Source organism: Paenibacillus sp. ISL-20 (genome assembly GCF_018613005.1).
Lineage (GTDB): Bacteria > Bacillota > Bacilli > Paenibacillales > Paenibacillaceae > Paenibacillus_AQ.
In genome coordinates, this window is sequence record NZ_JAGGRD010000003.1 from 80,042 (window position 1) to 105,843 (window position 25,802).

Annotated in this window: 20 protein-coding genes; 5 read left to right on the forward strand and 15 right to left on the reverse strand. The window is 48.4% G+C overall.

Annotation, left to right across the window (positions count from 1 at the left end):
* Positions 1 to 106: 106 nt before the first annotated feature.
* Positions 107 to 775: a PspA/IM30 family protein gene (locus J7E85_RS03250; protein WP_215154938.1), complete on the reverse strand. Its 669-nt coding sequence runs from the start codon at positions 773 to 775 to the stop codon at positions 107 to 109.
* Between the two features lie 127 nt (positions 776 to 902).
* Entirely contained in the window at positions 903 to 1,925 is a 1,023-nt protein-coding gene (locus J7E85_RS03255; RefSeq protein WP_215154940.1) for an NADH:flavin oxidoreductase/NADH oxidase, read from the reverse strand.
* A gap of 167 nt (positions 1,926 to 2,092) precedes the next feature.
* Between J7E85_RS03255 and J7E85_RS03260 the strand changes: the two genes are divergently transcribed.
* A complete protein-coding gene (locus J7E85_RS03260) occupies positions 2,093 to 2,941 on the forward strand; it encodes a polysaccharide deacetylase family protein (RefSeq protein ID WP_215154942.1) in 849 nt (282 codons plus the stop codon).
* A 77-nt stretch (positions 2,942 to 3,018) separates the two neighbouring features.
* On the opposite strand, the gene J7E85_RS03265 is transcribed toward J7E85_RS03260, so the two are convergent.
* The 3 genes from J7E85_RS03265 to J7E85_RS03275 form a co-directional block, all read right to left on the reverse strand.
* A complete protein-coding gene (locus J7E85_RS03265) occupies positions 3,019 to 3,750 on the reverse strand; it encodes a 3D domain-containing protein (RefSeq protein WP_215154944.1) in 732 nt (243 codons plus the stop codon).
* Between the two features lie 185 nt (positions 3,751 to 3,935).
* Positions 3,936 to 4,658 carry an amino acid ABC transporter ATP-binding protein gene (locus J7E85_RS03270; protein WP_215154946.1) on the reverse strand — a complete coding sequence of 241 codons (723 nt, stop codon included), beginning with the start codon at positions 4,656 to 4,658 and terminating at the stop codon, positions 3,936 to 3,938.
* Positions 4,645 to 6,087: an ABC transporter substrate-binding protein/permease gene (locus tag J7E85_RS03275; protein ID WP_215154948.1), complete on the reverse strand. Its 1,443-nt coding sequence runs from the start codon at positions 6,085 to 6,087 to the stop codon at positions 4,645 to 4,647. The genes J7E85_RS03270 and J7E85_RS03275 overlap by 14 nt, the downstream gene beginning before the upstream one ends.
* A gap of 559 nt (positions 6,088 to 6,646) precedes the next feature.
* Between J7E85_RS03275 and J7E85_RS03280 the strand changes: the two genes are divergently transcribed.
* Positions 6,647 to 8,395, forward strand: a complete 1,749-nt coding sequence (locus J7E85_RS03280; protein WP_215154950.1) for an alpha-glycosidase — start codon at positions 6,647 to 6,649, stop codon at positions 8,393 to 8,395.
* 154 nt (positions 8,396 to 8,549) lie between these two features.
* Here J7E85_RS03280 and glgA read toward each other — a convergent pair whose 3' ends face one another.
* Positions 8,550 to 9,989, reverse strand: a complete 1,440-nt coding sequence (gene glgA, locus J7E85_RS03285) for a glycogen synthase GlgA (RefSeq protein WP_215154951.1) — start codon at positions 9,987 to 9,989, stop codon at positions 8,550 to 8,552.
* Complete coding sequence (gene glgB, locus J7E85_RS03290) at positions 9,986 to 11,962, reverse strand: 1,4-alpha-glucan branching protein GlgB (protein WP_215155086.1); 1,977 nt, start codon at positions 11,960 to 11,962, stop codon at positions 9,986 to 9,988. Before glgB ends, glgA begins: the two co-directional genes overlap by 4 nt.
* Positions 11,963 to 12,187: 225 nt before the next feature.
* On the opposite strand from glgB, the gene J7E85_RS03295 reads away from it, so the two are divergent.
* Positions 12,188 to 13,402: a glucose-1-phosphate adenylyltransferase gene (locus J7E85_RS03295; protein ID WP_215154954.1), complete on the forward strand. Its 1,215-nt coding sequence runs from the start codon at positions 12,188 to 12,190 to the stop codon at positions 13,400 to 13,402.
* 152 nt (positions 13,403 to 13,554) lie between these two features.
* On the opposite strand, the gene J7E85_RS03300 is transcribed toward J7E85_RS03295, so the two are convergent.
* From J7E85_RS03300 to J7E85_RS03325, 6 genes are all read right to left on the reverse strand, one after another.
* Positions 13,555 to 14,085 carry a GNAT family N-acetyltransferase gene (locus J7E85_RS03300; protein ID WP_215154956.1) on the reverse strand — a complete coding sequence of 177 codons (531 nt, stop codon included), beginning with the start codon at positions 14,083 to 14,085 and terminating at the stop codon, positions 13,555 to 13,557.
* Between the two features lie 136 nt (positions 14,086 to 14,221).
* On the reverse strand, positions 14,222 to 15,676 hold the full coding sequence (locus J7E85_RS03305; RefSeq protein WP_215154958.1) for a sensor histidine kinase: 1,455 nt from the start codon (positions 15,674 to 15,676) through the stop codon (positions 14,222 to 14,224).
* On the reverse strand, positions 15,673 to 16,371 hold the full coding sequence (locus J7E85_RS03310) for a response regulator transcription factor (RefSeq protein ID WP_076321185.1): 699 nt from the start codon (positions 16,369 to 16,371) through the stop codon (positions 15,673 to 15,675). The genes J7E85_RS03305 and J7E85_RS03310 overlap by 4 nt, the downstream gene beginning before the upstream one ends.
* Before the next feature lie 3 nt (positions 16,372 to 16,374).
* Positions 16,375 to 17,673: a hypothetical protein gene (locus tag J7E85_RS03315; RefSeq protein WP_251035423.1), complete on the reverse strand. Its 1,299-nt coding sequence runs from the start codon at positions 17,671 to 17,673 to the stop codon at positions 16,375 to 16,377.
* Positions 17,674 to 17,761: 88 nt separating this feature from the next.
* Complete coding sequence (locus tag J7E85_RS03320; protein ID WP_215154960.1) at positions 17,762 to 18,481, reverse strand: phosphonate ABC transporter ATP-binding protein; 720 nt, start codon at positions 18,479 to 18,481, stop codon at positions 17,762 to 17,764.
* An 83-nt stretch (positions 18,482 to 18,564) separates the two neighbouring features.
* Positions 18,565 to 19,746, reverse strand: a complete 1,182-nt coding sequence (locus J7E85_RS03325) for an MFS transporter (RefSeq protein ID WP_213644986.1) — start codon at positions 19,744 to 19,746, stop codon at positions 18,565 to 18,567.
* 129 nt (positions 19,747 to 19,875) lie between these two features.
* Here J7E85_RS03325 and J7E85_RS03330 point away from each other — a divergent pair, with 129 nt between their 5' ends.
* Both J7E85_RS03330 and J7E85_RS03335 read left to right on the forward strand, forming a co-directional pair.
* Positions 19,876 to 20,793 (forward strand): ArsR/SmtB family transcription factor, encoded by a 918-nt coding sequence (locus tag J7E85_RS03330; RefSeq protein ID WP_076321182.1) that lies wholly within the window; start codon positions 19,876 to 19,878, stop codon positions 20,791 to 20,793.
* A gap of 16 nt (positions 20,794 to 20,809) precedes the next feature.
* Complete coding sequence (locus J7E85_RS03335; RefSeq protein WP_215154962.1) at positions 20,810 to 21,547, forward strand: HAD family hydrolase; 738 nt, start codon at positions 20,810 to 20,812, stop codon at positions 21,545 to 21,547.
* A gap of 71 nt (positions 21,548 to 21,618) precedes the next feature.
* On the opposite strand, the gene J7E85_RS03340 is transcribed toward J7E85_RS03335, so the two are convergent.
* The gene (locus tag J7E85_RS03340) at positions 21,619 to 23,910 is read right to left on the reverse strand and encodes a type IA DNA topoisomerase (RefSeq protein WP_215154964.1); all 2,292 of its coding nucleotides are present in this window, start codon (positions 23,908 to 23,910) and stop codon (positions 21,619 to 21,621) included.
* 116 nt (positions 23,911 to 24,026) lie between these two features.
* Positions 24,027 to 25,514, reverse strand: coding sequence for a glutamate synthase subunit beta (locus J7E85_RS03345; RefSeq protein WP_215154966.1), 1,488 nt, complete (start codon positions 25,512 to 25,514; stop codon positions 24,027 to 24,029).
* Positions 25,515 to 25,802 lie beyond the last annotated feature (288 nt).

The window sequence follows — 25,802 nt, forward strand, 5'->3', positions numbered from 1 at the left end:
TATCTACGATCAAACAAAAGCGAAGGAGAAGCTCAGCTGCATTCAGCTCTGCTGTTTCTCCCTCGCCCCCTGAACAATATAACTGTTAGACCGCTAAAATCCGTTATTACTTGTTCTCGTATTGTTTCATCAAGGCTGCAAGCTCATCCTCAACGACTTTGTCCTTGCCAAGGTTCTCAAACTCTTCATCAAGGGATTTCTCACTTGACGACATTTCATTGCTTGCTTCCGCACGAGCTTCCATAGCCAGCATCTTCTCTTCCATTCGTTTCAATCCGGCCGATGCTGTATCAGTCCCAAACCCGTTCATCGCTTTGTTGATCTCCGTTTGCGCTTTAGCGGCATTATAGCGAGCGACCAAAGTTTCACGTTTGTTCTTCATCGCTGTAAGCTGCTTGCGCATTTCTTCCAGCTTGCCGCGCAGATTGTCGGCTGCCAGTTTGTTCTGATCGTAGCTGGCTTTGTACTCATCACGCTTGGCCTCGGCGGCCTTCTTCTCTTCCAGCGCGCGGCGAGCAAGATCAACGTTTTGAGCTTGTGCTGCGGTATGCGCTTGCTGCGTGCGTTTTTCCACAAGCGCAGCTTGCTCTTCATAAAGTGCTTTAAAGCGTTTCTCAATGGCAATTTGTGAAGCTACCGCTTTCTCAGCATCCTCAAGATCTTCCGTCATATCTCGAATGTACTGATCCGTCATTTTAATCGGGTCTTCCGCCTTGTCGATAATGGCGTTAATATTGGACATGGTCAAATCGCGCAATCTTTTAAATATGGACATCGTTCTCTTCCTCTCGCTTTCACTTTAAAATACTGGTATATGATTAATATTTACGTTGCATGTTCCCAAACGTTTCAAAAATTTTTTAGAAGTTGTTCAAAACTCACAATTTTGGAACACGCATTTTTTAATATGCTCGTTCATATTGCTTGGGGACTTTCTGTCCTCCATCAAGCGCCTTGGCTGCATGAACAGCCCAGTAGGGATCGCGGAGCATGCCCCGGCCAATCGCCACCAGATCCGCTTTGCCTGACAAAATCACCTCTTGCGCGGCATGGTAATCATCCAGCAATCCTACCGCAATAACAGGCACCTTTAACAGCTGTTTGAACTCTGCTGCCAGATCCACCTGATAACCGGGCTTCGCTTCCGGACCTCCATTGGCGCCGACCTGGCCTTCTCCCCCCGAGGAGATATGAAAAATATCGACGCCGGCATCGCGGTAACGTTTGCAAATCTCCGCACAGTATTGCACATCATAGCCGCCGTCCACATATTCTTTTGCAGATACCCTCATTATGATCGGCATGCCTTCGGGCAGGACTTCCTTAACGGCTTGAACAACCCGCTCACCGAACAGAGGAAGGTCTTGACCATATTCATCACTGCGCTGGTTCGTTAGCGGCGAGTGAAACTGATGAATGAGGTAACCATGGGCGCCATGAATCTCAACGGTATCGAACCCGGCCTCAACAGCTCGACGCGCGCCTTCCTTGAAGGCTTGAATGAGCTCTTCCACTTCAGCCCCGGAAAGCATCTTGGGCATTTTGTATTGGGAACTGAACGGAATCGCAGAAGGGGCTACTGACGGTTCTGCATCCTGCGCTTTTCTTCCGGCATGCCCAAGCTGGATACCAATCTTGGTTCCATAAGAATGCACACTCTCCACAATACGGCGATAGGCTGGGATCTGATTATCGTCCCATATCCCCGTGTCTTGATTCGTTATGCGTCCATCAGGATGGACACCTGTCATTTCTACAATAATGAAGCCAGTACCTCCAACGGCACGGCTGACATAATGAACAAAATGCCAATCATTCGGAATCCCGTCCTCAGCTTGAACGGAATATTGACACATCGGTGGCATAACAATGCGGTTCTTCAGGGTCAAATTCTTGAAATTGTAAGGTGTAAACAAGTCTGCCAAGCGATTATCTCCTTCCATATCCAAATGATCAGATGTAATAACCAATCTGTTACCGGTTATTATACACCTTTCTGAGGGAAAACTAAAAAACATCGCATTCCCATATTGAGGATAATCGCCCGATCAACTGGGCATACCATATTAAAAAGCGAAAGGGGCCGATCGTGATGTTCAATCGATACCGTGCAGGAAGCTGCCTGTTGTGTATCCTGTTATTCTTTTTCATGGTGCCGGACATCTCGGCACACGCGTCTGATGTACATAGTTTGTCACTTCAACCCCAGGACACTTCCGTCATGTCGGAATCCGGCCAAAACTTGGATCATGCCAAGCGCAATAAGACCCAAAATTCAGACGATGCGCCGTCTTTAAGTCAATTACTGAGAAAATATCCGGATACCTTTCGCTCCAGCGGACCCCGGGTCAAACAGATCGCTCTGACCTTTGATGATGTCCCGGATCCCCGATTTACCGGAAAAGTACTGGACATCCTCAAAAAGTTTCAGGTAAAAGCCACATTCTTTGCAGTGGGGGAACGGGCCAAAAAACATCCCGATCTTGCGAAACGAATTCATGAAGAAGGTCACGCTATTGGCAATCACTCCTATAATCACGCGCAGCTGAACAAGCTGAGCCTGGACAAATTCAAAGGCCAAATCGGACGTACCAATACGATCTTGAAATCCCTAACCGGAGTGGATCCTCGGCTAATCCGTCCGCCTTATGGCGATATTAATGAAGAGCAGCTTCAGTGGGCACGCAAAAACGGATACAAAGTCGTGAATTGGAATGTCGACTCCCTCGATTGGAAAGGGCTGAGTAAGGAAGAGGTGAAAAGCAACATTTTATCAGCGGTTGGGCCAGGCTCGATCGTACTCCAACATGCCGGAGGTGGCGTGGGATCCAACCTAACCGGAACGATCGAAGCGCTCCCGGACATTATTACCGAGCTGCGGAGTAAGGGATATAGCTTCGTCACACTCCCGGAGATGTTAGGCGTGTCAGAGTCGAGATAGATCTGAAGAACAAAAAAAGACGGCTAACTGGAGTTTGGATCCATCTAGCCGTCTTCCGTATTAGAATTATTATTGAATTATTCGATAATGAACAATTTGATATCCTGAATGCCGAATTGATTCACGGACAATTTTGAACCTGGGATGAAAATATCAATCCTATTCCCTTTAATAGCTCCGCCAATATCACGAGCTTCTGCCACAAATGCCTTTTTCGGCAGTCCTGGATGCTCATGTCCTGTTACAAGCACCTTGGTACCGAGCGGAATGATCTTGGGATCGACAGCGATGGTACCGAGCTCAAGGGAATTTCCGAAGTAATCAACCGCGCCCCAACCACCGTTCTCGCTTGCTGCAGAAGAATAGCCAGTAGCCTTGACCGACAATGTTTTGCTGTAATTAAACGTCTTGCCCCATGCTTCTACCACGTTCTTCTCAGGGGAAACGCTCAAGCTGGGCGTAAATCCGGAGGTTCCTGGAGCGATAGGTGCAGCAGATGCCGTCGAGTTCATCGATACCGTCCCTGGAATGGTGATTTCTAGCCCCTGGTATATATTTGTTGCCTTAATCGTAGGGTTAGCCTTCATCAGCTTGTCCATGTTTACTCCGTACTGTTTAGATAAGAAGTAGAAGGTATCGCCGTTCTTCGCGACATGCACTGAGCTTGCATGTGCCTGCAGTCCCCCTCCGGCGAAAGTCAGGCCGAGTACAACGGCTGTAACGGTAAACCATTTTGCTGTTTTTCCAGCGATCTTATTATTTTTGTTAAGTCCATAATTTCTAGTCCATGATTTCATTTGTTGTAACATCTAAAGATGCCTCCTCATATGTAGCATGGTAATTCGGATGTAATATGTCAACGAACATCAATATATCACAATTTTGTAACCTAAACTGCAAGCAATTGTTACCAATAAACCAACAAAAACAGCGCCAATTCCTGAAACAATCAGGTATGGCGCTGTTTTTGTTTGTTACAATGTAGATATAAAAGTTACAAAACCTTACTTAAAAACTCTTGCGTACGAGGATGAGTCGGATTGCCAAACAGCTGGTCCGGCGTGCCTTCCTCTACGATTTTACCACCATCCATGAACAGGATCCGATCCCCCACTTCCCGAGCGAAGCCCATCTCATGGGTGACGATGACCATCGTCATACCGCCTTCGGCAAGTTTCTTCATTACTTCCAATACCTCACCCACCATCTCAGGGTCCAGTGCGGAGGTCGGTTCGTCAAACAGCATGACATGCGGCTGCATCGCGAGTGCGCGGGCAATGGCAATTCTCTGCTTCTGTCCACCGGACAGCTGGGAAGGATATGCCTCCTTCTTGTCCTGCAGGCCAACCGACTTCAGCAGCTCGTCTGCAGTAGCCTCGGCTTCCTTTGCCGAGACCCCCTTCACCTGAATAGGAGCAAGCGTAATATTATCGATGACCTTCTTGTGAGGAAACAGATTAAACTGCTGAAATACCATGCCCATTTTCTCACGGGTTGCATTGATATTGTGATTCTTGGCGGTGATCAGCTCACCCTCGAACGAAATTTCGCCGCTGGTCGGCACTTCAAGCAAATTGAGACATCGTAAAAAGGTACTTTTACCGGAGCCGCTCGGCCCGATGACAACCACTACTTCTCCTTTTGCAATCTCAATGTCAATGCCCTTCAAGATTTCCAGCTTGCCAAACGATTTATGAAGATCCTTAACGGTAATCACTTGCACTCAACTTCCTTTCCCAGACACCCAGAAGCTTCGAAAGAACGAATGTCAGTATAAAGTAGATCAGGGCAGCCACAAGCAGCGGATTCATTGCCGCAAACGTCATGCCGCGCAAAATCTGGGCTTGATACATAATGTCCACCACACCGATGAAGGAGACGATGGAGGATTCCTTGATGATGACAACAAATTCATTACCGATCGCAGGCAACACGCCTTTTAACGCTTGCGGCAAAATAATGTGGCGCATCGCTTTGCCCTTGGTCATTCCGAGAGAGCGTGCAGCCTCCAATTGACCGCGGTCCACGCCTTGAATGCCGGCACGGAATATTTCAGCTAGATAGGCAGCGCTGTTAATAGAAAGCGTCAAAATACCCGACTGGATCGGTGAGAATTTAATATCAAACGCCGCCAAGCTGTAATGGATAATAAGCAACTGGACCAGCATCGGCGTACCACGGATGATCTCGATATAAGCGGTAGCCAAAAACTTAAGGATTTTAACACCCGACATCCGCATTAAAGCGATAATCAAACCGAGAATGAAGCCGAAAAATACACCAAGAGCCGAAATAAGCAACGTAAACTGGATTCCCTTGGCGTAATAATCACGGTACTTCCAAAAGAATTCAATTGTGTTCAGATTCTCTGCCGTGCGGCCGGCAGCCAGATCACTGGCCTCGTCGACAAACTTCTGGATCTGGTCATTTTCCTTCAAGCGCTCGAGTGTAGCATTAATGCTCTTGAGCAGCTCTTCGTTCCCTTTGCGAACCCCAATGGCATAGGCGTCATTCTCAGCCGTCGGTTTAGCGTCTGTTATTACCATCGTCGCTTCATTCATATTCGTCTTCGCGATTGGATACTCGGCGAGAACAACATCCACGCGCTCGGATTCCAGCTGCAGCAGCAGGTCCGGGATTTTATCCAGTGATACCACATTGGCTTTCGGAATTGTCTTTGCAATGGACTCCTGAATGGAGCTCTTCTGAACCCCGATGCGAGCTCCCTCCAGGCTTTCAAGCGTGTTGAACTTGAGTGCATCTTCCTTACGAACGACAACCGATTGTTCCGCAGCATAATAAGGTTCAGAGAAATCGATGCTCTTTCGGCGCTCTTCTGTCGGATTCATGCCCGATATGACAAAATCCACGCGTCCGCTCGTCAGCTCCGGCAAGAGAGCATCAAAGGAGGTGTCCTTAATAATGAGCTCGGCGCCAAGATCCTTGGCGATTTCCTTCGCAATATCGATATCAAATCCGACGATGGTATCCACGCCATCTATCGTTTTATGGAACTCATAAGGTGCATAATCGGCACTCGTGCCGAGAATCACCGTTTTCTTCTCACCCTCCGCATGAACGATACTGCCAAAAGACAGCACGACCACCATGAACAGGGTCATCCACGCTGTAAATTTACGTTTCATATGTCTCGTTTCTCCCCTAACTGTTACAAATAAATTCAACCATAGAAAAAATGCAACTGAGTCATTATAAAACAGGATGCATGAATATGCAATGAAAATTCATGGGTTCTCATGAACAGCACCCTTATATTAAATTCTACATATCGTGTCTACTCCACTATTTTAATACAATGGTCAATTCATCATACCCTTAGGATTATATTACTCATGATTCTTTTAACCATTAAACAAATAAATTAAGAGGGGTGAATCGATTGAGAGTCCATATTGTGGAAATCACTTCGCTATGTTAACCATTACGGGCTGTTCAATTTTTCCTGCATATAAATGTAAATACAGGACTTTAGCATCATCCAGAAAGTGATGCGAGGTTCTATGGTGAGCAATCCTCCGACGATGCATAATCTATCCGTCCCCTTCCCATCTTATAATTGCGCATAACATGCAGTACTTGATAAATAGGGAGGCTAGCCGGGCGGTCTCTTTCACTCCATGATTCATGCAAGCCAGCAGTTGGTTATTTATTAGCTATAGCTTTACTCATATAGGAGGTGTAACCATGCTGTTAGAAGCACTGTATCATGTTCCAAGAGATAAATGGGCTTATGCATATGATACAAAAACCATTCATCTTCGGATTCGAACCAAGAAAAACGACATTGATTCTGTTGTTGCCATGACTGGCGACAAATATGATTGGGACCGTACGTACTTCGAGATCACCATGGAAAAGGCCGCCTCGGATGACATGTTTGATTACTGGGAATGCGGAGTCAGGCCAAAATACAAAAGACTGTCCTACGGCTTTCGGATTCATGCCGGAGATGAAACGGTTTATATGGTGGATAGCGGAATTGGATGGGACTATCCTTATCCGCCTGCAGGTTACTTTGAATTTCCGTACATACATGAAGTCGATGTATTCAAAGTACCGGAATGGGCCAAAGAAGCCGTGTTTTATCAAATTATGACAGAGCGCTTTGCTAACGGAAACCCGGCCATCAATCCCGAAGAAACCAAGGCTTGGGGCGGCAAGCCGGAGGTGGATAATTTCTTCGGCGGTGACCTGCAGGGCGTGCTGGATCATCTGGATGATCTCGTTGACCTGGGCATTAACGCCATTTATTTTACTCCGCTCTTCCTCTCCCCCTCCAATCATAAATATGACACGGTTGATTATAAACAGGTGGATCCGCACTTTGGCGATAATGAGTTGTTGAAAAAAGTAGTAGATGCTTGTCACGCTAAAGGCATTCGAGTGATTCTCGATGCGGTATTCAATCACTGCAGCGAGGAGTTCCCTCCCTTTCAGGAGGTGTTGAAGCACGGCGAAAAATCGAGATATGCCGAATGGTTTCATGTGAACCAGTTTCCTTGCGAGGTCAAGGATGGCATTCCCAGCTACGACACCTTCGGCTTTTTCGGAAATATGCCGAAATTCAATACAGCCAATCCTGAAGTGAAGGCGTATTTGCTGGGTGTAGCCGAATACTGGATCAAAGAGATCAATCTCGACGGCTGGCGCCTGGACGTTGCCAATGAAATCGACCATCATTTCTGGCGGGATTTCAGACAGGTTGTCAAGAAGGCCAACCCTGAGGCTTATATCGTGGGCGAGGTCTGGTCGGACTCCTTAATCTGGCTGCAAGGTGACCAGTTTGATTCCGTAATGAATTATCCTTTTGCCGATAAGGTGCTGGAATTCTTCAACGGCAACATGGACGGGCTCACGTTCGCCAACCGTATCGGCTCGATCCTGATGCGATATCCGCAGCAGACCAACGAAGTGGTCTTTAATCTGCTGTGCAGCCACGATACGCCGAGGCTGCTTACCCGTGTGGGAGAAGATATCCGGCGCATGAAACTCACCGTTGTATTTCTGTTTACATTCATGGGTACGCCGTGCATCTTTTATGGCGACGAAGTCGGATTGACCGGTGACGGAGATCCCAATTGCCGCAAATGCATGGAATGGGATCCAAAGAAACGAAACCAAGAGCTGTATGCGTTTTATCAAGGGATGATCGCGCTTCGGAAAAAGCATAAGGCGCTGAGACAGGGACGCTTCCGCTTTCTGCAAGCGAATCTCCATGATCCTTGCATTGTGTACGAGCGTGCGGACGAAACCATGCATTTTATCGTCTGGATGAACAACAGCCACTCGAAACGCACCATATCGCATCCTATCGTCACGACCGATTGGATTGATGCCGAGACAAAAGAGCCCGTAAAACCAGTAAACGGGACAATGCATATCGATTTAGATCCTTATGCATATCGAATTTTATGCCGGCGATTGAAACATTAGTAAACTCATCTTATGTGGTACAAACTCCTATATTAAGAAATATGAAGCTTCAGACAACTGGCACCATAACATCTATACCGAGCTTTAACTAGCACAGGGGTGCAAGGATAGCGCTTTACTTGGCTATCCTTGCACCCCTGTGTCTTGTTATGGTTCAAGCCTGAGATTGGGTGATTTGATGGTATATCTCCTGATATTCCTTGGCCGAAACGTTCCAGCTATAATCCCCGCCCAATGCGTTCTTAGTCACTTTACGCCAGTGCTCAGGCAAACGGTAAATCGAGGTCGCGCGCCGGATCGTGTTCATCATATCATGTGCATTGTAATCCTTGAAAGAGAATCCATTCCCTTCCCCCGTATACTCGTTGTATGCATGAACCGTATCATTCAATCCGCCTGTTTCGCGGACAATCGGCACACTGCCGTAACGCATGGCGATGAGTTGGCTGATACCGCACGGTTCAAATTTGGAAGGCATCAGGAACAGATCGCTGCCAGCGTAGAAGCGCCTCGATAACGGTTCATTGAACCGAATCTGGGCCGACATTTTATTGGGATACCGATTCGCCGCTTCTTTGAACCAATGCTCATAAGACGGATCACCCGTTCCCAGAACAACAAATTGAATCTCATCATAGTAGAGCAGCTCATCCAGAATCCGGATGAGCAGATCGAGCCCCTTCGAATCGACCAGCCTCGTCACCATCGACATCAACGGAATATGCGGTGCTACCGGAAGATTCAACTCTTCCTGCAAGGCAATCTTGTTCTGTGTTTTCTTATTCAGACCGCTCCGGTACTTCATTGCGATATGCGGATCGGTCGCCGGGTTGTAGCTCTTAGTATCTATGCCATTCACAATGCCGCTCAATCTCGAACCTTGGGTTGACAAAAGCCCGTCGAGTCCGTATCCGTAATAACCGGTCTGGATCTCCGAAGCATAAGTCGGGCTAACCGTCGTTACATGATCTGCATACACGATTCCCGCTTTCATGAAATTCACGTTTCCGTAATATTCTACGCCCTCCGCTGTAAAATGACGGCTGTGGATTCCGAGCAGATCGACCAGCACCTCGTACGGATATACGCCTTGATACAACAAATTGTGGATTGTAAATACGGTTCGAATGCCCGCATAGTAAGGATCATGGCGGTAGACATCTTCAAGGAGCAGCGGAATCATCGCCGTATGCCAATCATGGCAGTGAAGCACGTCCGGCTGAAAGCCGATTACCGGCAAGATCTCGAGAACGGCACGATTGAAGAACGAAAAGCGTTCGCCATCGTCCATGTAGCCGTAAATACCTTCGCGGCCAAAATAATATTCATTGTCTACAAAATAAATCGTGACCCCGTCCTCAACCAGGGACTCGATGCCGCAATACTGCTCGCGCCAGCCTACCCGCACCCGGGTTTCCCCGACATGCGCCATGCGCTCCCGGTAGTCGTCAGGAATGCCGTGATATTTGGGCAGAACCACCCGAATATCCTCGCCCATGCCGCGAAGGGATTTCGGCAAAGCAGCAATCACATCCGCCAATCCGCCAGTCTTGATGTATGGTCCACATTCTGAAGCTGCAAATAACAATTTCAATCCTGCTTCCCCCTTTGGATTCGTTTGGTTTTCCGTGCCGTCTTCTCTTTTACTGCTGCTGCCTTCAGTGAAACGGCCTCTCGATCCTGCGATTTTCTGGAACGCGGCTTTTTCTTTAACACCACCATGCCGAGTGGAGGCAGCTTGATCTCCAGGCTGTGGGTTTGTCCATGCCAAGCCTTCTTCTCCGCTTTTAAGTCTTCGACGTTGATCAGTCCGGAGCCGCCATAATCGGTGTGATCGGAATTCAATATCTCCACGTACTGTCCCGCTCTCGGTAAGCCGATCCGATATTGGTCATATGCCCGGGGCTGAAAATTAATGACGATGATCAGTGTATCGCCAGGTTTTGTGCCCATTCTCATGTAAGATAAGACACTTTGCTCATGATCATCGGCGCTAAGCCACTCAAAGCCTTCCCACCTGTGATCCTGCTCCCATAGAGCCTTCTCCTCTACATACATGCGGTTTAACGCTGCCGTATAAGCCAGCTGCTTGCGGTGGCTTTCGTAGTCCAGCAGCAGCCAATCCAGCTGCTCCTGATCCTTCCATTCAATGAACTGGCCGAACTCTCCCCCCATAAACAGCAGCTTCTTGCCAGGCTGGGTGATCTGATATCCAAGCAAAATCCGAAGTCCTGCAAACTTTTGTTCATAGCTGCCCGGCATTTTATTAAGCAGTGATTTCTTCCCGTGGACTACTTCATCATGTGACAGCGGTAATGTAAAATTCTCAGAATAGGCATAACAAATGGGAAATGTTAGTAAATTATGATGGGTAGGCCTCTGTTCGAATGCCTGCTCCGCATAGGACAGCGTGTCATTCATCCAGCCCATGTTCCATTTGTAATTGAACCCAAGGCCCCCTTCGTGCACAGGTGCGGTAACTCCTGCCCACGCGCTGGATTCCTCGGCCATCATCAAAGCATTCGGGTAATATCGAAACATAGCTTTATTCAATTCCTGCAGAAAGGATATCGCTTCGAGATTTTCCAAGCCACCATGTTCATTAGGTCTATACTGACCTTCGCGCTTCTCAAAATCGAGCCGGATCATGCTTGTCACAGCGTCCACACGAAGACCATCAATATGATACATATCCATCCAAAATAAGGCATTGGAGATGAGGAATGAAATCACCTCAGGCTTGGCATAATCGAAAGACAGTGTTCCCCAGCCCGGTTTCTCTGCTTTTTGCGAATCTGCGTATTCATAAAGAGGAGCCCCGTCAAACAGTCGAAGCCCGTGGGCATCCTTGGCAAAATGTGCGGGCACCCAGTCGAGCAGCACGCCGATACCAGCTTGATGCAGCTGATCAACAAGATACATGAAATCATGGGGACTTCCGTATCTGCTGGTCAGCGCAAAGAATCCGGTTCCCTGATACCCCCATGAAAGGTCGTACGGATGCTCAGCCAAGGGCATGAATTCCACGTGGGTATAGCTCATCTCCAGCAAGTAGGGGATCAGCTGGTCTGCCAGTTCGCGGTATGTATAGAAAGAGCCGTCCTCTTTTTGCCGCCAGGTTCCAAAGTGCATTTCATATATGTTCATCGGCTTGGTGTAGGGGGATCTGTTCTTTCTTCTCCATGTTGCGTCGTCCCAATGATATCCAGAGAGATCGGTCACAACCGATGCGGTTGCAGGTCGAACTTCGGCGTGAAACGCGTACGGATCCGCCTTCAAGAACGTTTCTCCATACGGTCCGGTGATATGATATTTGTAAAAAGTTCCAGTCTTCATCCCAGGGAAAAACCGACTCCAAATTCCCGAATCGGGTATCCTATATAACGTGTCCTGGGAACCGTCCCAGCCGTTCCAGTCTCCGGCAAGACCCACCTGCCTTGCATTCGGAGCCCAAACCGTAAAACGCACGCCTTCAACTCCATCTTCCGTAGCACGGTGTGCACCCATGCATTGGTAACTGTGATGCCAGGTTCCTTCATGAAATAAATACAATTGTTCCGGAGTCATGTTTCCTTCCCTAACTGCTTGGTTCAATCATCGTCACCCGCTTTTTCTTTATAAATCCAAATATTATTAGTGCTATTACCCCATTCTAACCATTTTGAAAATAAAAAATGTCCCTGAAAAATAATTTTGTAATTTTCATTTTACTTTTTCAATATAATCGTTTCAAACCCCGGGAATGTCGTTTATGTAATGTACAACGTGAAAATACATTGGGAGGGAAACGTGATGAAGAGAAAAGACTGTATTGCTATGCTTCTGGCCGGTGGAGAAGGTAAACGATTAGCTCCCCTTACGTCCAAGCTGGCAAAACCCGCCGTTCCATTTGGCGGACATTATCGTATAATCGATTTTCCTCTCAGCAATTGTGTGAACTCCGGAATCGATACGGTTGGAGTGCTAACACAATATGAGGCAGAATCATTACACGAACATATCGGTGAAGGTGAACCCTGGGGACTTACACATACAGGACGTGAAGGCATCGCTCTGCTTCCATCCAACAGCACACACCAAGATGGATACTTGGGTACAGCAGACGCCATTTATAAAAACATTCCATACATCGATGATCAAAATCCCGAACATGTCCTTATTCTATCCGGGGACCATATTTATCAAATGGATTACCGCGAAATGCTTGAAGCCCACATACAGCAGGCGGCACCTGCCACGATCTCCGTGATGGAAGTGCCCTGGGAAGACGCCAGCCGGTTTGGCGTCATGAGCGTTGACGACAATCTCAATATCATTGAATTTGCCGAAAAGCCGGCAGAACCGCAAAGCAACCTTGCCTCAATGGGCATTTATTTGTTCCGTTGGGACTATCTGAAGCGGCACCTCATTGAGGATGCGGCTGATCCCAACTCTAGCCATGACTTCGGGAAGGATGTCATCCCTAAGATGCTGTACGGAGAAGAGTCGCTGCTTGCGTTCCGCTTCCAGGGCTACTGGCGCGATGTGGGCACCGTAGAAAGCCTGTGGGAAGCCCATATGGATGTGCTAAGCCAAAACGAGCTTGTTCTGGAAAGACCCGATTGGCCCATGTATACCCGTGCCTGGAAGACCAAACCTTCGGCAGCGCGGAACCGCAATACGGAACACACCGACTGCTTGATTCATGACCAATGCACCTTCGAAGGAAAAGCCAAGAGCTCCGTTATATTCTGCGGTGCGGAGATTGGCAAATACTCCATCGTCAAGGACAGTGTGGTCATGCCGAATGTCAAAATCGGCAAGGGCGCTCATATCGAGCATGCCATTATCGGCGAGGGAGCGATCATCAAGGATGGAGCGATTGTAAAAGGAACTCCCGGCAACGTTGTGGTTGTTGGACCTTATGAGACCGTACTTCCGAAACCAACCATTCGTACCCAACCGTCACGACTGCTTCAGGATGTATACGAAAAAGGACGCTTGCGGGCGAATGTCTCTTCATCCTAAACGAGTTCTTCAACAACATATTAGCTCTGAGATCAATTTCTTCAGACTTTTATACAAAAAAGCGATCCGTCACGGATCGCTTTTTCTCATGTATCGTGCCCTGCTGACTGTGTTTCAAGCGCATGCGACTTAGGTTTTATAAAAGTGTAAAATTATGAAATAAATCTCTTCTCATATAAATTCACGACACGACCACCCATATCCTGCTCAGCCACGAACTGAAATCCTTGGCGCTGATAAAATTGATTCAGCGTTGGCAGATGGGTTACGCAATCCAGTCTGAAACCCTGTTTACCCATGGATAACAAATACGATTCCGCAAAGGAAATCATCTTGGTTCCAAGCTCCAGTCCCCGATAGGAGGCGCGTACGGTCAGCCGATGCAGGTAACCATAGGCCGGATCGTCCCGCTCTCCCCAATAGGCTGGATCCCTATACTGCAGCGTGAACATGCCGACGGCCATGTCTTTATGCCAGAGGATAAACACTTCCCGCTCCGCCAGGTACTGCTCCATCAAGTCCAAGGAGAAGAGAGATGGACTCCACTGCTTGCGCCCTTGCTGTTCCATCACCTCTGCCGCCTCCGTTAGAAGCGCCAGCATCTCCCCTGCGTGTTCTGCTTCAGCCACTTTTAATTCAAACAGACCTTGCTCAGTAGAAAACGTTGCTGCTGTGTCTCCCAATTCCGCACTCCCCTTTCAAAACAGCCCCACAAAGTGGAGCCTATGCTTCGATGCTTAGTGCGAATACAGTACGTTTCGCTGAAAACTTAACAATTCTGTACTTTTGAGAAAAGCTTTGCCGGTAACCCGGCAAAGCTTATACGGTCGGTCCGGCTACGTCATCCTCACCGTTCTCTAATCCGCCGGCCATCGGTATTTTTCCTTCAGGCAGCGGCAGCTTGACGATAACGGATGTTCCGTGCCCGAGCTCGCTTTCCATCTCCATCGTGCCCCCATGGAGCTCAATGAGCTGCTGCGTAATCGCAAGGCCCAGTCCCGTTCCCCCGTTAAGCGGATTAACCTGGAAGAACCGATCCTTTACCCGCCGCAGATGTTCGTCCGATATGCCAATACCGTGATCTTCCACGGTTACGATCACAAACTTATCTTCCATAGCGAAGGACAAGTTGATCACGCCGTTCTCATGCGAGAATTTAATCGCATTATCCACAATGTTCAGAAACACCTGCTTCAAGCGGTTGGCATCCCCATAGATAATCGGCTTTTCATCGGTCTCCAGTTTGATCTGGATGCCCTTCTTCTCGGCCTTGGTCCACAGATTGAGCATAATCTCTTGCAGAAGCTCCCGTAAATTCACGATACCCTTCACAAGCTTCATCTCATTCTGCTGAAGCTTGGAGAAGTCGAGCAGCTCTTCAACAAGACCGATCAAACGATCGGTTTCCTTGGAAATAATCTGCATCCCGATCTTCGTTTCTTCCGGATCATAACCGCCGGAGTCGAGCGTTTCACTCCAGCCCTTAATACTTGTGAGCGGAGTCCGCAGCTCATGTGAAATGGATGAAACAAAATCATCCTTCACCTGGTTGCTTCGTACAATCTCCTGCGCCATGTAGTTTAGGGTTGACGATAGCTCGCCAAGCTCGTATTTATAATCGCCTTTGATTCTCACGTTAAACTTGCCCTTGGCCATCTGCGCGGATACCGTTGTAATGTTGTTGAGCGGCTTTACGATGGAGTTGGCCAGTCCAATGCTAAAGGCAAGCACGAGCGCTAGCACGCCCCCCCCGATGCTGACGGCAAACAGCGTGATTTTCATCAGCTTGTCGTTAATGAACTCAAGCGAAGTCACATAGCGAAGAATGTACGTTTTCTCAAATCCGTTCGAAACTGTTTGGGATACGGCCATAACGATCTGCCCCGTACCTTGCTGCTTGCCAATCCAACGGCCCGTATTGCCTGCAAGCGCTTGGGTAACATCACTGGTCTTGATGGTCTGCTCTATCTCGAAGCCGGTTGATGTAGAGAGAACTTGACCAGCCGGATTCAAAATTTGAAGCTCCGTAGTATACAATTCAAAATGGCGAACCATCTCGCTCAACTGGTTAGCGTTCTCCGCTGACGTCAATCGGAAGGGCTGATAAAAGGCGTTGGCGGTATTAATGTGATTCAAAATATGATTGCGTACCGTATCGTAATAATACGATCGTAAAGCGATTAGAAAAATAACCTCAATCAGCAGCAAGGCGATGAACACTACCAGGAAGTAGTGCAGCACGATTTGCCGCCGAATGCCTTTTTTGATGATCATTGTCCCTGACCCTTCCATTTATAGCCGTGTCCCCATACCGTCTGGAGGTATTCCGGCTCGGAAGGATTGCCTTCGATTTTTTGGCGCAGTCTCCGAATGTTCACGTCCACGATTTTGGGGTCACCCATATATTCTTTGCCCCATACATGATCGAGCAGCACATCACGACTAAGCGGCGTGTTTTCTTTCTCCAGGAAAAACTGCACCAGCGAAAATTCTGTTGGCGTCAGCTCCACCGGCTGCCCGTTCTTCTTAAACTGCTTGGAGATCAGATCCAGCGTAAAGGGACCTGATTGAAACGATACCTTGGCGGTTCCCGCACGCTGGACATTCACCCTCCGCAGTAAAGATTGCAGCCTGGCGATTAACTCCGTCGGACTGAACGGTTTACTTACGTGGTCATCGGCACCAACGGAGAGGGCATACACTTTATCCTGCTCCTGAACTTTTGCCGTCAGAAAAATAATACCGATCCGCTCGTTCGTTTCCCGAATTCTGCGGCAAACTTCAAATCCGTCAATCCCTGGTACCATGACATCAAGCAAGGCGATATCGATATCTGGCGTCGTTTGCAGCAAACGAAGGGCTTCGTTGCCATCCCCAGTCTCCAGGACGTCAAAGCCGTTTCGTTTCAGATTAATTACGATAAAACTGCGGATAGATTCTTCATCTTCTAATATGAGCACTTTACTCAAGGTCTAGTTCCCCTTTCTTTCGATAGGAGCCACATTATTGCTGTTTGGCTTTTTATCTTTTTTACTCAATTTCAGATCGCCATGACTGCGATAAGCAATTACGCGGTTTTTCTCCTTTACCAGAATCTCCCAATCGGATTCGGCTTTCCCCCACTGGGCCTTTGAAAAGAATTTAATCTCGGCAACGGACTCTCCCGTGTCGGTCGTCACAAAATTCAAATAAGCATTTTTGTTGGATTCCGGCGTGATGGTAATCTTATTGTACATGTCTGGCGGAAAGTCCAGATAGAAGCGATTGTTCATATCGTAGTACCTTTGGAGTACGAATTGAAGCCCTTCTTTTTCGTTGGTCTCCCGTACCACTCCGTCCCACTGGAAGTACGTGGTGAAGAACGGGATCTCATCCAGAATAAGCCGATCTTCCCAGCCGCTCGGTCTCGTAAGAACACCAAACTCTAAAATACCGTCATCATTCACATCTTCGCTCTCCACAGGCAGTTCCTTGTAGGTAAGCAATTCATCCTGGAGGACGTCAATAAACTGGTTATCCTCCATAATGATGAGCTTGGAATAAGAAGAGCTGGATACAACCGAAGCGTCCAAGATGATACCTTCTTTGTCCTTGGCCACTTTACCTGCGACAACATTGTAATAACTTTCGATATTCGGTCCCAGATCCAGCTTGTTCAGCTCGACAAAGGCGTCCTCGAATTTATCGTATTGATAGGTGCTGATATACGAGAGCTCTTTCTGCTGAAGATAGACAACCGTAATATCGTTGATCTTATCCCCGTTCATATCTCCGATATTAAAATGAGTATATGGCAAAGCCGGTATTTTTTCGAGCGAATCCCCGGAGAATGAATACACGGCCAGCAGGTTCTGAAGATTCTCTTCTCCGCGTGAGAAGCCAGCTACGATGTCGACCTTGCCGTCATTTGTAAAATCAACGAAATCAAACGACTCCAATACCGTCCCTTCTCCGTCGAAATCAAGATTCTTCACCCATGTGTCGCCTTGCTGCTGCATAATCATGCCATGGATTTTCACTTCATCGTCCGGCGTCTGATAGAAGACGACAGCTTCCAAAATCCCGTCATTGTCCAGGTCCTGAATACGGATGGAACTGCTATCCACGTCACTTCGCGGCCGGATAATGGCGGCATTATCCAGCTTATTCTTCAGAAGCGCAGATTGGATGGCGCCATTCAGCGTCGCTTTATCCGTCGGCAAATCCGGTTTCTTCATTAAGGAGACCGGGTCCTGAATAAACGTGCAGCCGCTTATGATCCATAGTAACAAGCCTGCCAAGAGGGCTTGCATCACTCTATATTTCAATAAGTATCAACTCATTTCTATACATTCACCTGGCGTCTTTGGTGATCGATAATTACAGTCTTAACTTCTCGCCATGGGTTAAACGTCTTCCAGTCACATCCACGGCCAGCTCTCCGCCGGATAGACCCATGATCCGTGTGCAATACTTCTCGGCTAACTTCAAGGGGATAACGGTAAATACAGTTAAACGTTCTTCCTCGCACAAGGTCTTAAGTGTCTTCAATACATGCTCGGCCGAGGCCGGATCAAGTCCCGTGACCGGCTCGTCCGCCAAAATCACCTTGGCACCATGAACAAGTGCGCGGGCAATAGCAATCCGCTGCTTCTCGCCGCCGCTTAACTCGCCGGCCTTTCGTTTAGCCTTGTCCAACAAACCAAGATGCTCGATCGTATCCATAGCTCCCATATAATCATCAGACCGGACCATCCCGGTTACCATCCGCCACAGCGGTGTTTGGCTGGATTGTCCGATCAATACATTCTTAAGTGCCGTTCGATTAACATTCAAAGACGGGTTCTGCTCAAGATAAGCCCATTCCCGGCGAATTCTCCGTTTTCCCGCAGGATTCATCATATCTTCGCCATCAATCGTTAATTTACCGCCATCCCATTTTTGCTGCATGGATAGACAGCTCATCAACAAGCTTTTCCCGCTTCCGCTAGCACCGATCAGACCGATCATTTCCCCGTGCTCCATCTGAAAAGTGATATCCTTTAACACCGGTGTGCGTTCAGGACCCATCGCTTTCTTCAGCCGATCCACTTTAATCATGTTATCGTCTCTCCCGTCAAGTGCATATTCCTACTCTCTAGTTTAGAAGAAAGCGAAAGCAATTGCCATGAGAACACATGTTTCTATTCTTGTGTTGATGTGGTTTTGACTTTAAACCATAATCCCGTACAGGCAAACAGAATATACAATCCACCAAGCAGTACGAAGATCCCTCCGTTCCACCCCGTTTCCATGATGGCGCCCCCGGCATTCGGTCCTGCTATACTACCCGCATTAAAATGGAAGGAAGCCACGACGTTGGCCGCCGGCAGCAGCACTCTGGGAAGGATATCCGCCGCATAAGCCAAACCGAGGGAGAAGAAAGAACCAACCAGGCCACCGGCCAGCGTTAGTAATACTAAGGTTGCCCAGAAATTCGTTCCTGCCGCAGGAATGAGCAAGAAACAGCATCCGCCCACAATACCAGCGATCGTCAGCACCCGTTTGCGTCCGAATTTATCACTCCACATGCCGAGGGGAAGCTGCAGCACCAGACCGCCGATGCCGACAAAAGGAAGCAACGCCGAAATTTCGCCCAATGTAAACCCGCTTCTTAACCCGTATACCGGGAAGTTGCTGTTAATTCCTGCTTCCATATATCCGTAGAGAAACGCGGGTATCAATGCAAACCAGGCCAGGCGGTAGCTTTTGAGATAGCGTCCAGCTGGCTGCTGATCCCCATTCTCGCTTTTTTCCGGCTTCAAGTTTGGAAGTTTGAAGAGCACGACCAATAGAATGAACAAGAATAGCACGGCTAGAATTATAAATGGTACCGCCTCGCCATACTTCAACAGCGGAATACCCAGCGGCCCTATACTGAATCCCAAACCGTAGGACATGCCATAAAAGGATATGCTTCGCCCCCGGTTCTTAACCGTTGACATCATCAGCACCCATAGCTGGGCGGCATAATGAAGTGCGCTGTCGCCTATACCGACGAGCACGCGCAGTACAAACCAGACGGCCACGCTTGGAACTAACGGAAAAGCGACCAGCGACAGCATCACGAGCACCAGTCCCGAAATGATCAGTTTTTTGAAACCGACCCAGCCGAGAAGTCTTTCCGCAACAAGTGTCATGGCAAATGAGCCTACATATAAGGCAGCCGCGTTCAATCCGTTCATGGAGGATGAAATGCCCATCCGTTCCAAAAATATAGCCAGCACCGGCAATAACAGTCCCTGGCTTAAACCAGCCGCAACGACGACGGCAATTAAAATGAAATAATGAGTTCTCCCCTGACGGGGGGTTACAGCTTCTGTCACTGAAATATAGTCCTCCTCTAATGTGAAAAAACGATGAATTTAAACAGTCAGATGAACATTATAGTGGACAAGCCCAATCCATACAAGCCATAATAATAACAATGCCATCAATTGGGAGGGTATCCGTTAATGAAATATAAAGTTAGTATCGATGTATCTATGGTCTACGAGCTGCTGGGCAGCTTCATGATATATGCAACAAGGAAATGGACCGATAACCTGGATATCGGAAAACAGCTGATAACAGAGATGGACGAGCGTTTACCTCAGCCTGTTCGCGTCCAGTTCAGCCGAGCCCGATCATGGCCGCTCGCGGATTATGATGTGTTATACGCCTTAATCATGCTTCGAGGAGAACACCTTGAAATCCCGGATTTTCTGAATTGGATTGAAACTTCCGCCGTGGAAGAGCTGCATGACCTGCTTCAGCCTCACTTGCCCTCCCTCTCGCGGGATGAAACATCTAGAATTCGAGAAAACTACACACCGCTGATGAAGCTGTGGCATGAGCACTACTTCTCGGAAGTGGAGCCTGACCTATATCAGCTCCTGGAAGACGATGCCGAAGAGAAACGAATGCTCCTTCCGAAAATGGATGACGAAAATTTGATCGAATATGCCTCAAGCGGGGTTATACTGGACGATGTGCCTCAAGAAAACGTCGTTTTGTTCCCGGGCACGCATTTCCGGCCGATCAATACCTATTGCTTCTATGAGAACGTACTCCTGCTCCAGTATCCTATCGATATCCCGGAAGAAGAGGAAGATGAGCCGCCCGTCGTTCTCCTCCGCATGACCGAGGCTCTCGCCGACCCGAAACGCCTGCGTCTCCTGCGTTATATTGCAGATGAGCCGAAGGCCGTGTCCGAAATGGCGTCCGAGTTGGGTCAGCCCTATGAGGAATTGATGCACCACTTGATGATATTGAGAGCAGCAGGCTTGCTGCGCTCCCATCTGAAGTCCGAGAATAACGAAAGATTCAGCCTGCGGCCGGATGGGGCTGCCGAGCTTCAAATGTTTCTGGAAACTTACATTCGACTTTCATAGCAAGAAGGAGTATACCATGAGTAAAACATCGCAACATATTATCTTCGACATGGATGACACATTAATACATTGCAACAAATACTTCAATCTGATTCTCGGCGATTACTTCGAGTGTATGACCGAATGGTTTCAACATGTTGGCTTGACTACTGAAGAAGTCCGGGCCAAGCAGATGGAAATCGACGTAGCCGGCGTAGATAAGCTGGGATTTGCAAGTGCGAACTTCCCGCAATCCCTAATTGATACGTACCATTATTTCGGCCGCATTCATGGAAGAGAAAGCTCGCGCAAGGAAGAAGAGCTTCTCTACGAGTTAGGGCTCAGTGTATATGAGCAGGAAATCGAAGCCTACCCCGGCATGGTCGAGACGCTCGAGAAGCTTCAGGAAGATGGACACTGCCTCCACCTCTACACAGGAGGCGAGACCAAAATTCAGAGACGTAAAATCAAACAGATGAAGCTGGCCGATTACTTCAATGACCGAATCTACATTCGCCAGCATAAAAATATTACGGCATTGGAAGAAATCCTCACGTTGGGGACATTCTCCCGCTCCGATACATGGATGATCGGCAACTCGCTTCGCACGGATGTCGTTCCAGCGCTGACGGCCGGCATCAACAGCATCTATATCAAGCAGCAGCGCGAATGGCAATATAATCTGGTCGAGTTGAAGCAAGAGCCGTATAATGTGTTATATACCGTTTCTGCGCTAACCGAAGTGCCAGAGGTCATTGAAGACCACTTAGATTAATCAAAATAGACCGAGCCGATCAAGGATGGTATCCCTGGTTGGCTCGGTTTTTTATTTTTAACTGTGCCGCCTCACGATTTCACGGCTTCACTCGAGTCCTCTGCCTGAACGGCAAGTTTTCCGTTCCCTTCAGCAGCTAGGACAATCCTGCCTTTATACGTGCTGCCGTCCTCGTTTTTAAAGGATAATAGCTGGGTCTTGCCTTGAAGCAGCAAGGATTTCAGCATCGCATGGGAAACTTGTTTACCGGCAAATTCCTTCCAGATGACGTAGTTGCAGCCGGTTTTGAAATTCGCGCAGCCATAGCCTTTGCGTCCTTCAATAATATGCCCTTCACATCCGGGTCTAGGGCATCGGCCTAATGAAGAGCGTACGGACGGTGCTTCACTTGAAGTGGAGGCATCCGACTTCGGAGTCCGCTTAGCCGTACGTTCTTCCTTGTCGCGTGGGGCTGCGGCAACTTTCCCCGTGCTTCGCTTCCCTCTGCCTTTGGACTTGTCCTCGTCCCCGCCGAATAATGACGAAGGGGCCTGACGCTGCGAGGATACCTTATTGATGATCGAAATGGTAAACTTCTGCACGTTTTGCATGAACACGTCAGCGGAAGCCTCGCCCTTGGATATTTGGTGAAGACGCCGTTCCCATTGACCCGTCATCTCAGGCGAAGCGAGTAATTCTACGCCAGCATGCCGGATCAACTCCACCGCCGTCCTTCCCTTTTGGGTAACGGTGATTCTTTTGCCCTGCATTGTAATATATCCGACCTTCTTCAAACGTTCAATGGTCGCTGCCCGGGTTGCCGGCGTTCCCAGACCGCTGTCTTTCATCGCATCCCGAAGCGCTTCATCCTCAATGGATTTTCCGGCACTCTCCATCGCCTTCAGCAAGGTACCTTCCGTATAACTCTTTGGCGGCTGGGTTGCCTTTTCTTTCACTTCGGATTTTTTGCAGTGTACCGGCTCATCGGGAGACAGATCGAAGGAACGGTCGTTCCATTCCTGAGTTTCTTCTTCCTCGTCCTCTTTCCCCTTCTTGGAAGACTTGGCTTTCTTCTGCTCTTTGTCCTGGGCAATCAGCACTTTCCAGCCTAGCGACAGCAATTCCTTGATTCCCGTCTTAAACGTTTCGCCCTCGACCTCGGTGAGCACCGTATGCTGCTTATACATCGCCGGCGGGTAGAAATGGGACAGAAACCGGAGGATGACCAGATCGTAAATATGCTGCTCTTCCTTGCTGAGTGTGCCCGGACGCTTTAACGTCGGCAAGATGGCATGGTGATCCTCAACCCGCTGCGGATTGCAAACCGCTTTATTATTTATGTGCACCCGGCTAGGATCCGCTCCTTCAGCCATCGATGCATAGGAGGTCGATTTCAACATATGAAGTGCCTTGTGCATGCCCTCGATGTTCTGTTCATTTACATAATTGGAGTTGGTACGCGGATATGAAATCACCTTGTGACGCTCATACAACGCTTGCGCAAGATCCAGCGTTTTTTTGGCAGAATATCCGTATTTGGCATTGGCTTCACGCTGAAGCAGGGTCAAATCATACAATTTGAACGGATATTCTTTCGTTTCTTTGACTTCATATTTAGTGATGACCCCATTCTTCCCATTGACCTTGGATGCAATCGTCTCTGCTTTCTCTTGCGAGGTCAGCCGCTCTCCCTGCCATGTTCCGGTATACTCCAACTGCTCTTGTTTGAACACGGCCTTCACGTCATAAAACGTTTGCGATTCGAAGGCTTCGATTTCCTTCTGCCGGTCATAGATCAGAGCCAGAACCGGCGTCTGGACCCGCCCAACCGACAGTAATGTCTGATGACGGGTCGTAAAGGCACGCGACGCATTCATGCCGATCAACCAATCAGCTTCACTGCGTGCGCGCGCAGCTTGCGTTAAATTCTCGAATTCAACCCCATCCTTCAACTCCGCGAAGCCACGGGCAATGCTTTCCGCCGTTAAATCCGAAATCCATAGTCTTTTTACAGGCTGTTTCAATTTTAATTGCTGTTGGATAAGAGCGAAAATATATTGTCCTTCTCGTCCCGCATCACATGCATTTACGATATGGCTGCAGCGTTTGGCGACCTCTCCAATGACCTTCAGCTGATCTTTGGTTTTCGGATTCGGGATGATTTTGAATTGCTCCGGAATGATAGGCAGGTCCCGTAAATTCCAGCGTTTGTATTTCGGATCATATGCATCCGGCTCCGCTAGCCCAACCAGATGTCCGATAGCCCAAGTTATGATATATTGCTCACCTTCAAGATATGTACGGTTATTCTTGGCCCTCGGCTCGATGACCGCAGCGATGTTCCGTCCCATATCCGGCTTTTCGGCAATGACCAACGTTTTCAAATGACATTCTCCTCCCCGATGAGTCACCATGGCGCGGTGGCTAACTCCAAAAAGGACTTCGCTCTCGCGAAGTCCTTTTAACTACTATTAGTATGATAGCATATTTAGGAGAAGGATTAAACCAGTACGGTCGCACCCATCAAATATTTGTCTACCTCGCGTGCCACCTCGCGTCCTTCGTTGATGGCCCATACCACGAGGCTTTGACCACGACGCATATCTCCGGCGGCAAATACTTTATCCACATTGGTCGTATATTTGCCATACGGTGCTTTCACATTGGAACGGCGATCCGTTTCAAGCCCAAGCTGCTCGACCAACGTATGCTCCGGTCCGTCAAAACCGATGGCGATGAACGCCATTTGAGCAGGAAATGCCTTTTCTGTGCCCGGAATCGGTTGATACACTTTACGACCCGTTTCATCTACAATACGCTCGATTTGAACGGTATGAAGCTCCTTCAGATTGCCCTCTTCATCTCCGACAAATTTCGTAGTCATAATAGAGAATTCGCGTGGATCGTTGCCAAACAGCGCTTTGGCTTCCTCGTGTGCGTAATCAAGCGTATACACGTTCGGAAACTGTGGCCAAGGGTTCGCAATCGGATCACGCTGCAGCGGAGCCTGCTTATGCGTACCGAACTGAGTGACGCTGGTGCAGCCGTGACGAAGCGCTGTCGCGACGCAGTCGGAGCCGGTATCGCCGCCGCCAATGACGATAACGTCCTTGTCTTTTGCCGACAAGTAATTGCCGTCTTCAAGACCGGAATCCAGCAGGCTCTTGATGGTTCCGTTCAGATAATCCATCGCGTAATGAATGCCCTTGAGATCACTGCCCTCAATGTTGAATTCGCGCGGCTTTGTTGCACCGCCGCACAGTACGACGGCATCGTAGTCTTCCATCAGCTGCTTGGCGGGAATATCCTTGCCGATCTCAGTGTTGACAACGAATTCAACGCCTTCAGCCGCGAGCAGATCGACACGGCGCTGAACAATCCCCTTGTCCAGCTTCATGGATGGGATTCCGTATGTCAACAGGCCGCCGATGCGGTCGGCACGTTCAAAGACGGTTACGGAATGGCCTGCTTTGTTCAGTTGAGCAGCAGCAGCCAGCCCTGCCGGACCAGAACCGACGACGGCTACGCGACGTCCCGTGCGCTTTTCCGGCGGCTCGGGAACGACCCACCCTTCCTCAAAGCCTTTATCGATGATCGCTTGCTCGATGGATTTAATCGTGACCGGCTCCCCGATCAAACCGACGGTGCAGGAACCCTCACAAGGGGCAGGACATACGCGTCCGGTAAACTCAGGGAAATTGTTTGTTTTATGAAGACGCTCTAAAGCTTCTCTCCATAATCCCCGATAAACAAGATTATTCCATTCCGGAATCAGATTGTGAATCGGGCAACCCGAAGTGCCGCCGAGCATATCGATCCCTGTATGGCAGTATGGCGTACCGCAGTCCATGCAGCGTGCTCCCTGGGTCTGGAGCTCTTCTTCTTCTAAATGTTTATGAAACTCTTCCCAGTCTTTAACTCGTTCAGCCGGGCTCCGATCTGCCGGAAGCTGGCGCTGATATTCCATAAATCCTGTTGGTGTAGACATACTGCTTTACCCCCATCCGTTCTATCCATGCTGGTTACCATGTACAATTTATCATATCATAAATCATCCGACATCGATCTTCAGATGACCCAAGAAACAGGTTTCAACCTGATTTATTTTTTCTATTTATGCTAAAAAAATTTTTATCAGAGCATGAATCCCCACGATTAGCGGCTATTTAAGCTGCGATTTGAATAAACATTAAAAATATAGTAGCATTTCGCTTTTCTCCTGTTAAATGGACTATATGCATGATCATTTGTACTATCCTACTATCAAAGTGTTGTC

What these genes read in the sequence shown, in the direction of transcription:
- J7E85_RS03330 (WP_076321182.1), top strand. Translation starts at nt 19,876, where the DNA reads ATGAAATATAAAGTTAGTATCGATGTATCTATGGTCTACGAGCTGCTG.
- J7E85_RS03250 (WP_215154938.1), bottom strand. Translation starts at nt 775, where the DNA reads ATGTCCATATTTAAAAGATTGCGCGATTTGACCATGTCCAATATTAAC.
- J7E85_RS03275 (WP_215154948.1), bottom strand. Translation starts at nt 6,087, where the DNA reads ATGAAACGTAAATTTACAGCGTGGATGACCCTGTTCATGGTGGTCGTG.
- J7E85_RS03335 (WP_215154962.1), top strand. Translation starts at nt 20,810, where the DNA reads ATGAGTAAAACATCGCAACATATTATCTTCGACATGGATGACACATTA.
- J7E85_RS03260 (WP_215154942.1), top strand. Translation starts at nt 2,093, where the DNA reads ATGTTCAATCGATACCGTGCAGGAAGCTGCCTGTTGTGTATCCTGTTA.
- J7E85_RS03265 (WP_215154944.1), bottom strand. Translation starts at nt 3,750, where the DNA reads ATGTTACAACAAATGAAATCATGGACTAGAAATTATGGACTTAACAAA.
- J7E85_RS03345 (WP_215154966.1), bottom strand. Translation starts at nt 25,514, where the DNA reads ATGTCTACACCAACAGGATTTATGGAATATCAGCGCCAGCTTCCGGCA.
- glgB (WP_215155086.1), bottom strand. Translation starts at nt 11,962, where the DNA reads ATGACTCCGGAACAATTGTATTTATTTCATGAAGGAACCTGGCATCAC.
- J7E85_RS03305 (WP_215154958.1), bottom strand. Translation starts at nt 15,676, where the DNA reads ATGATCATCAAAAAAGGCATTCGGCGGCAAATCGTGCTGCACTACTTC.
- J7E85_RS03295 (WP_215154954.1), top strand. Translation starts at nt 12,188, where the DNA reads ATGAAGAGAAAAGACTGTATTGCTATGCTTCTGGCCGGTGGAGAAGGT.
- J7E85_RS03320 (WP_215154960.1), bottom strand. Translation starts at nt 18,481, where the DNA reads ATGATTAAAGTGGATCGGCTGAAGAAAGCGATGGGTCCTGAACGCACA.
- J7E85_RS03280 (WP_215154950.1), top strand. Translation starts at nt 6,647, where the DNA reads ATGCTGTTAGAAGCACTGTATCATGTTCCAAGAGATAAATGGGCTTAT.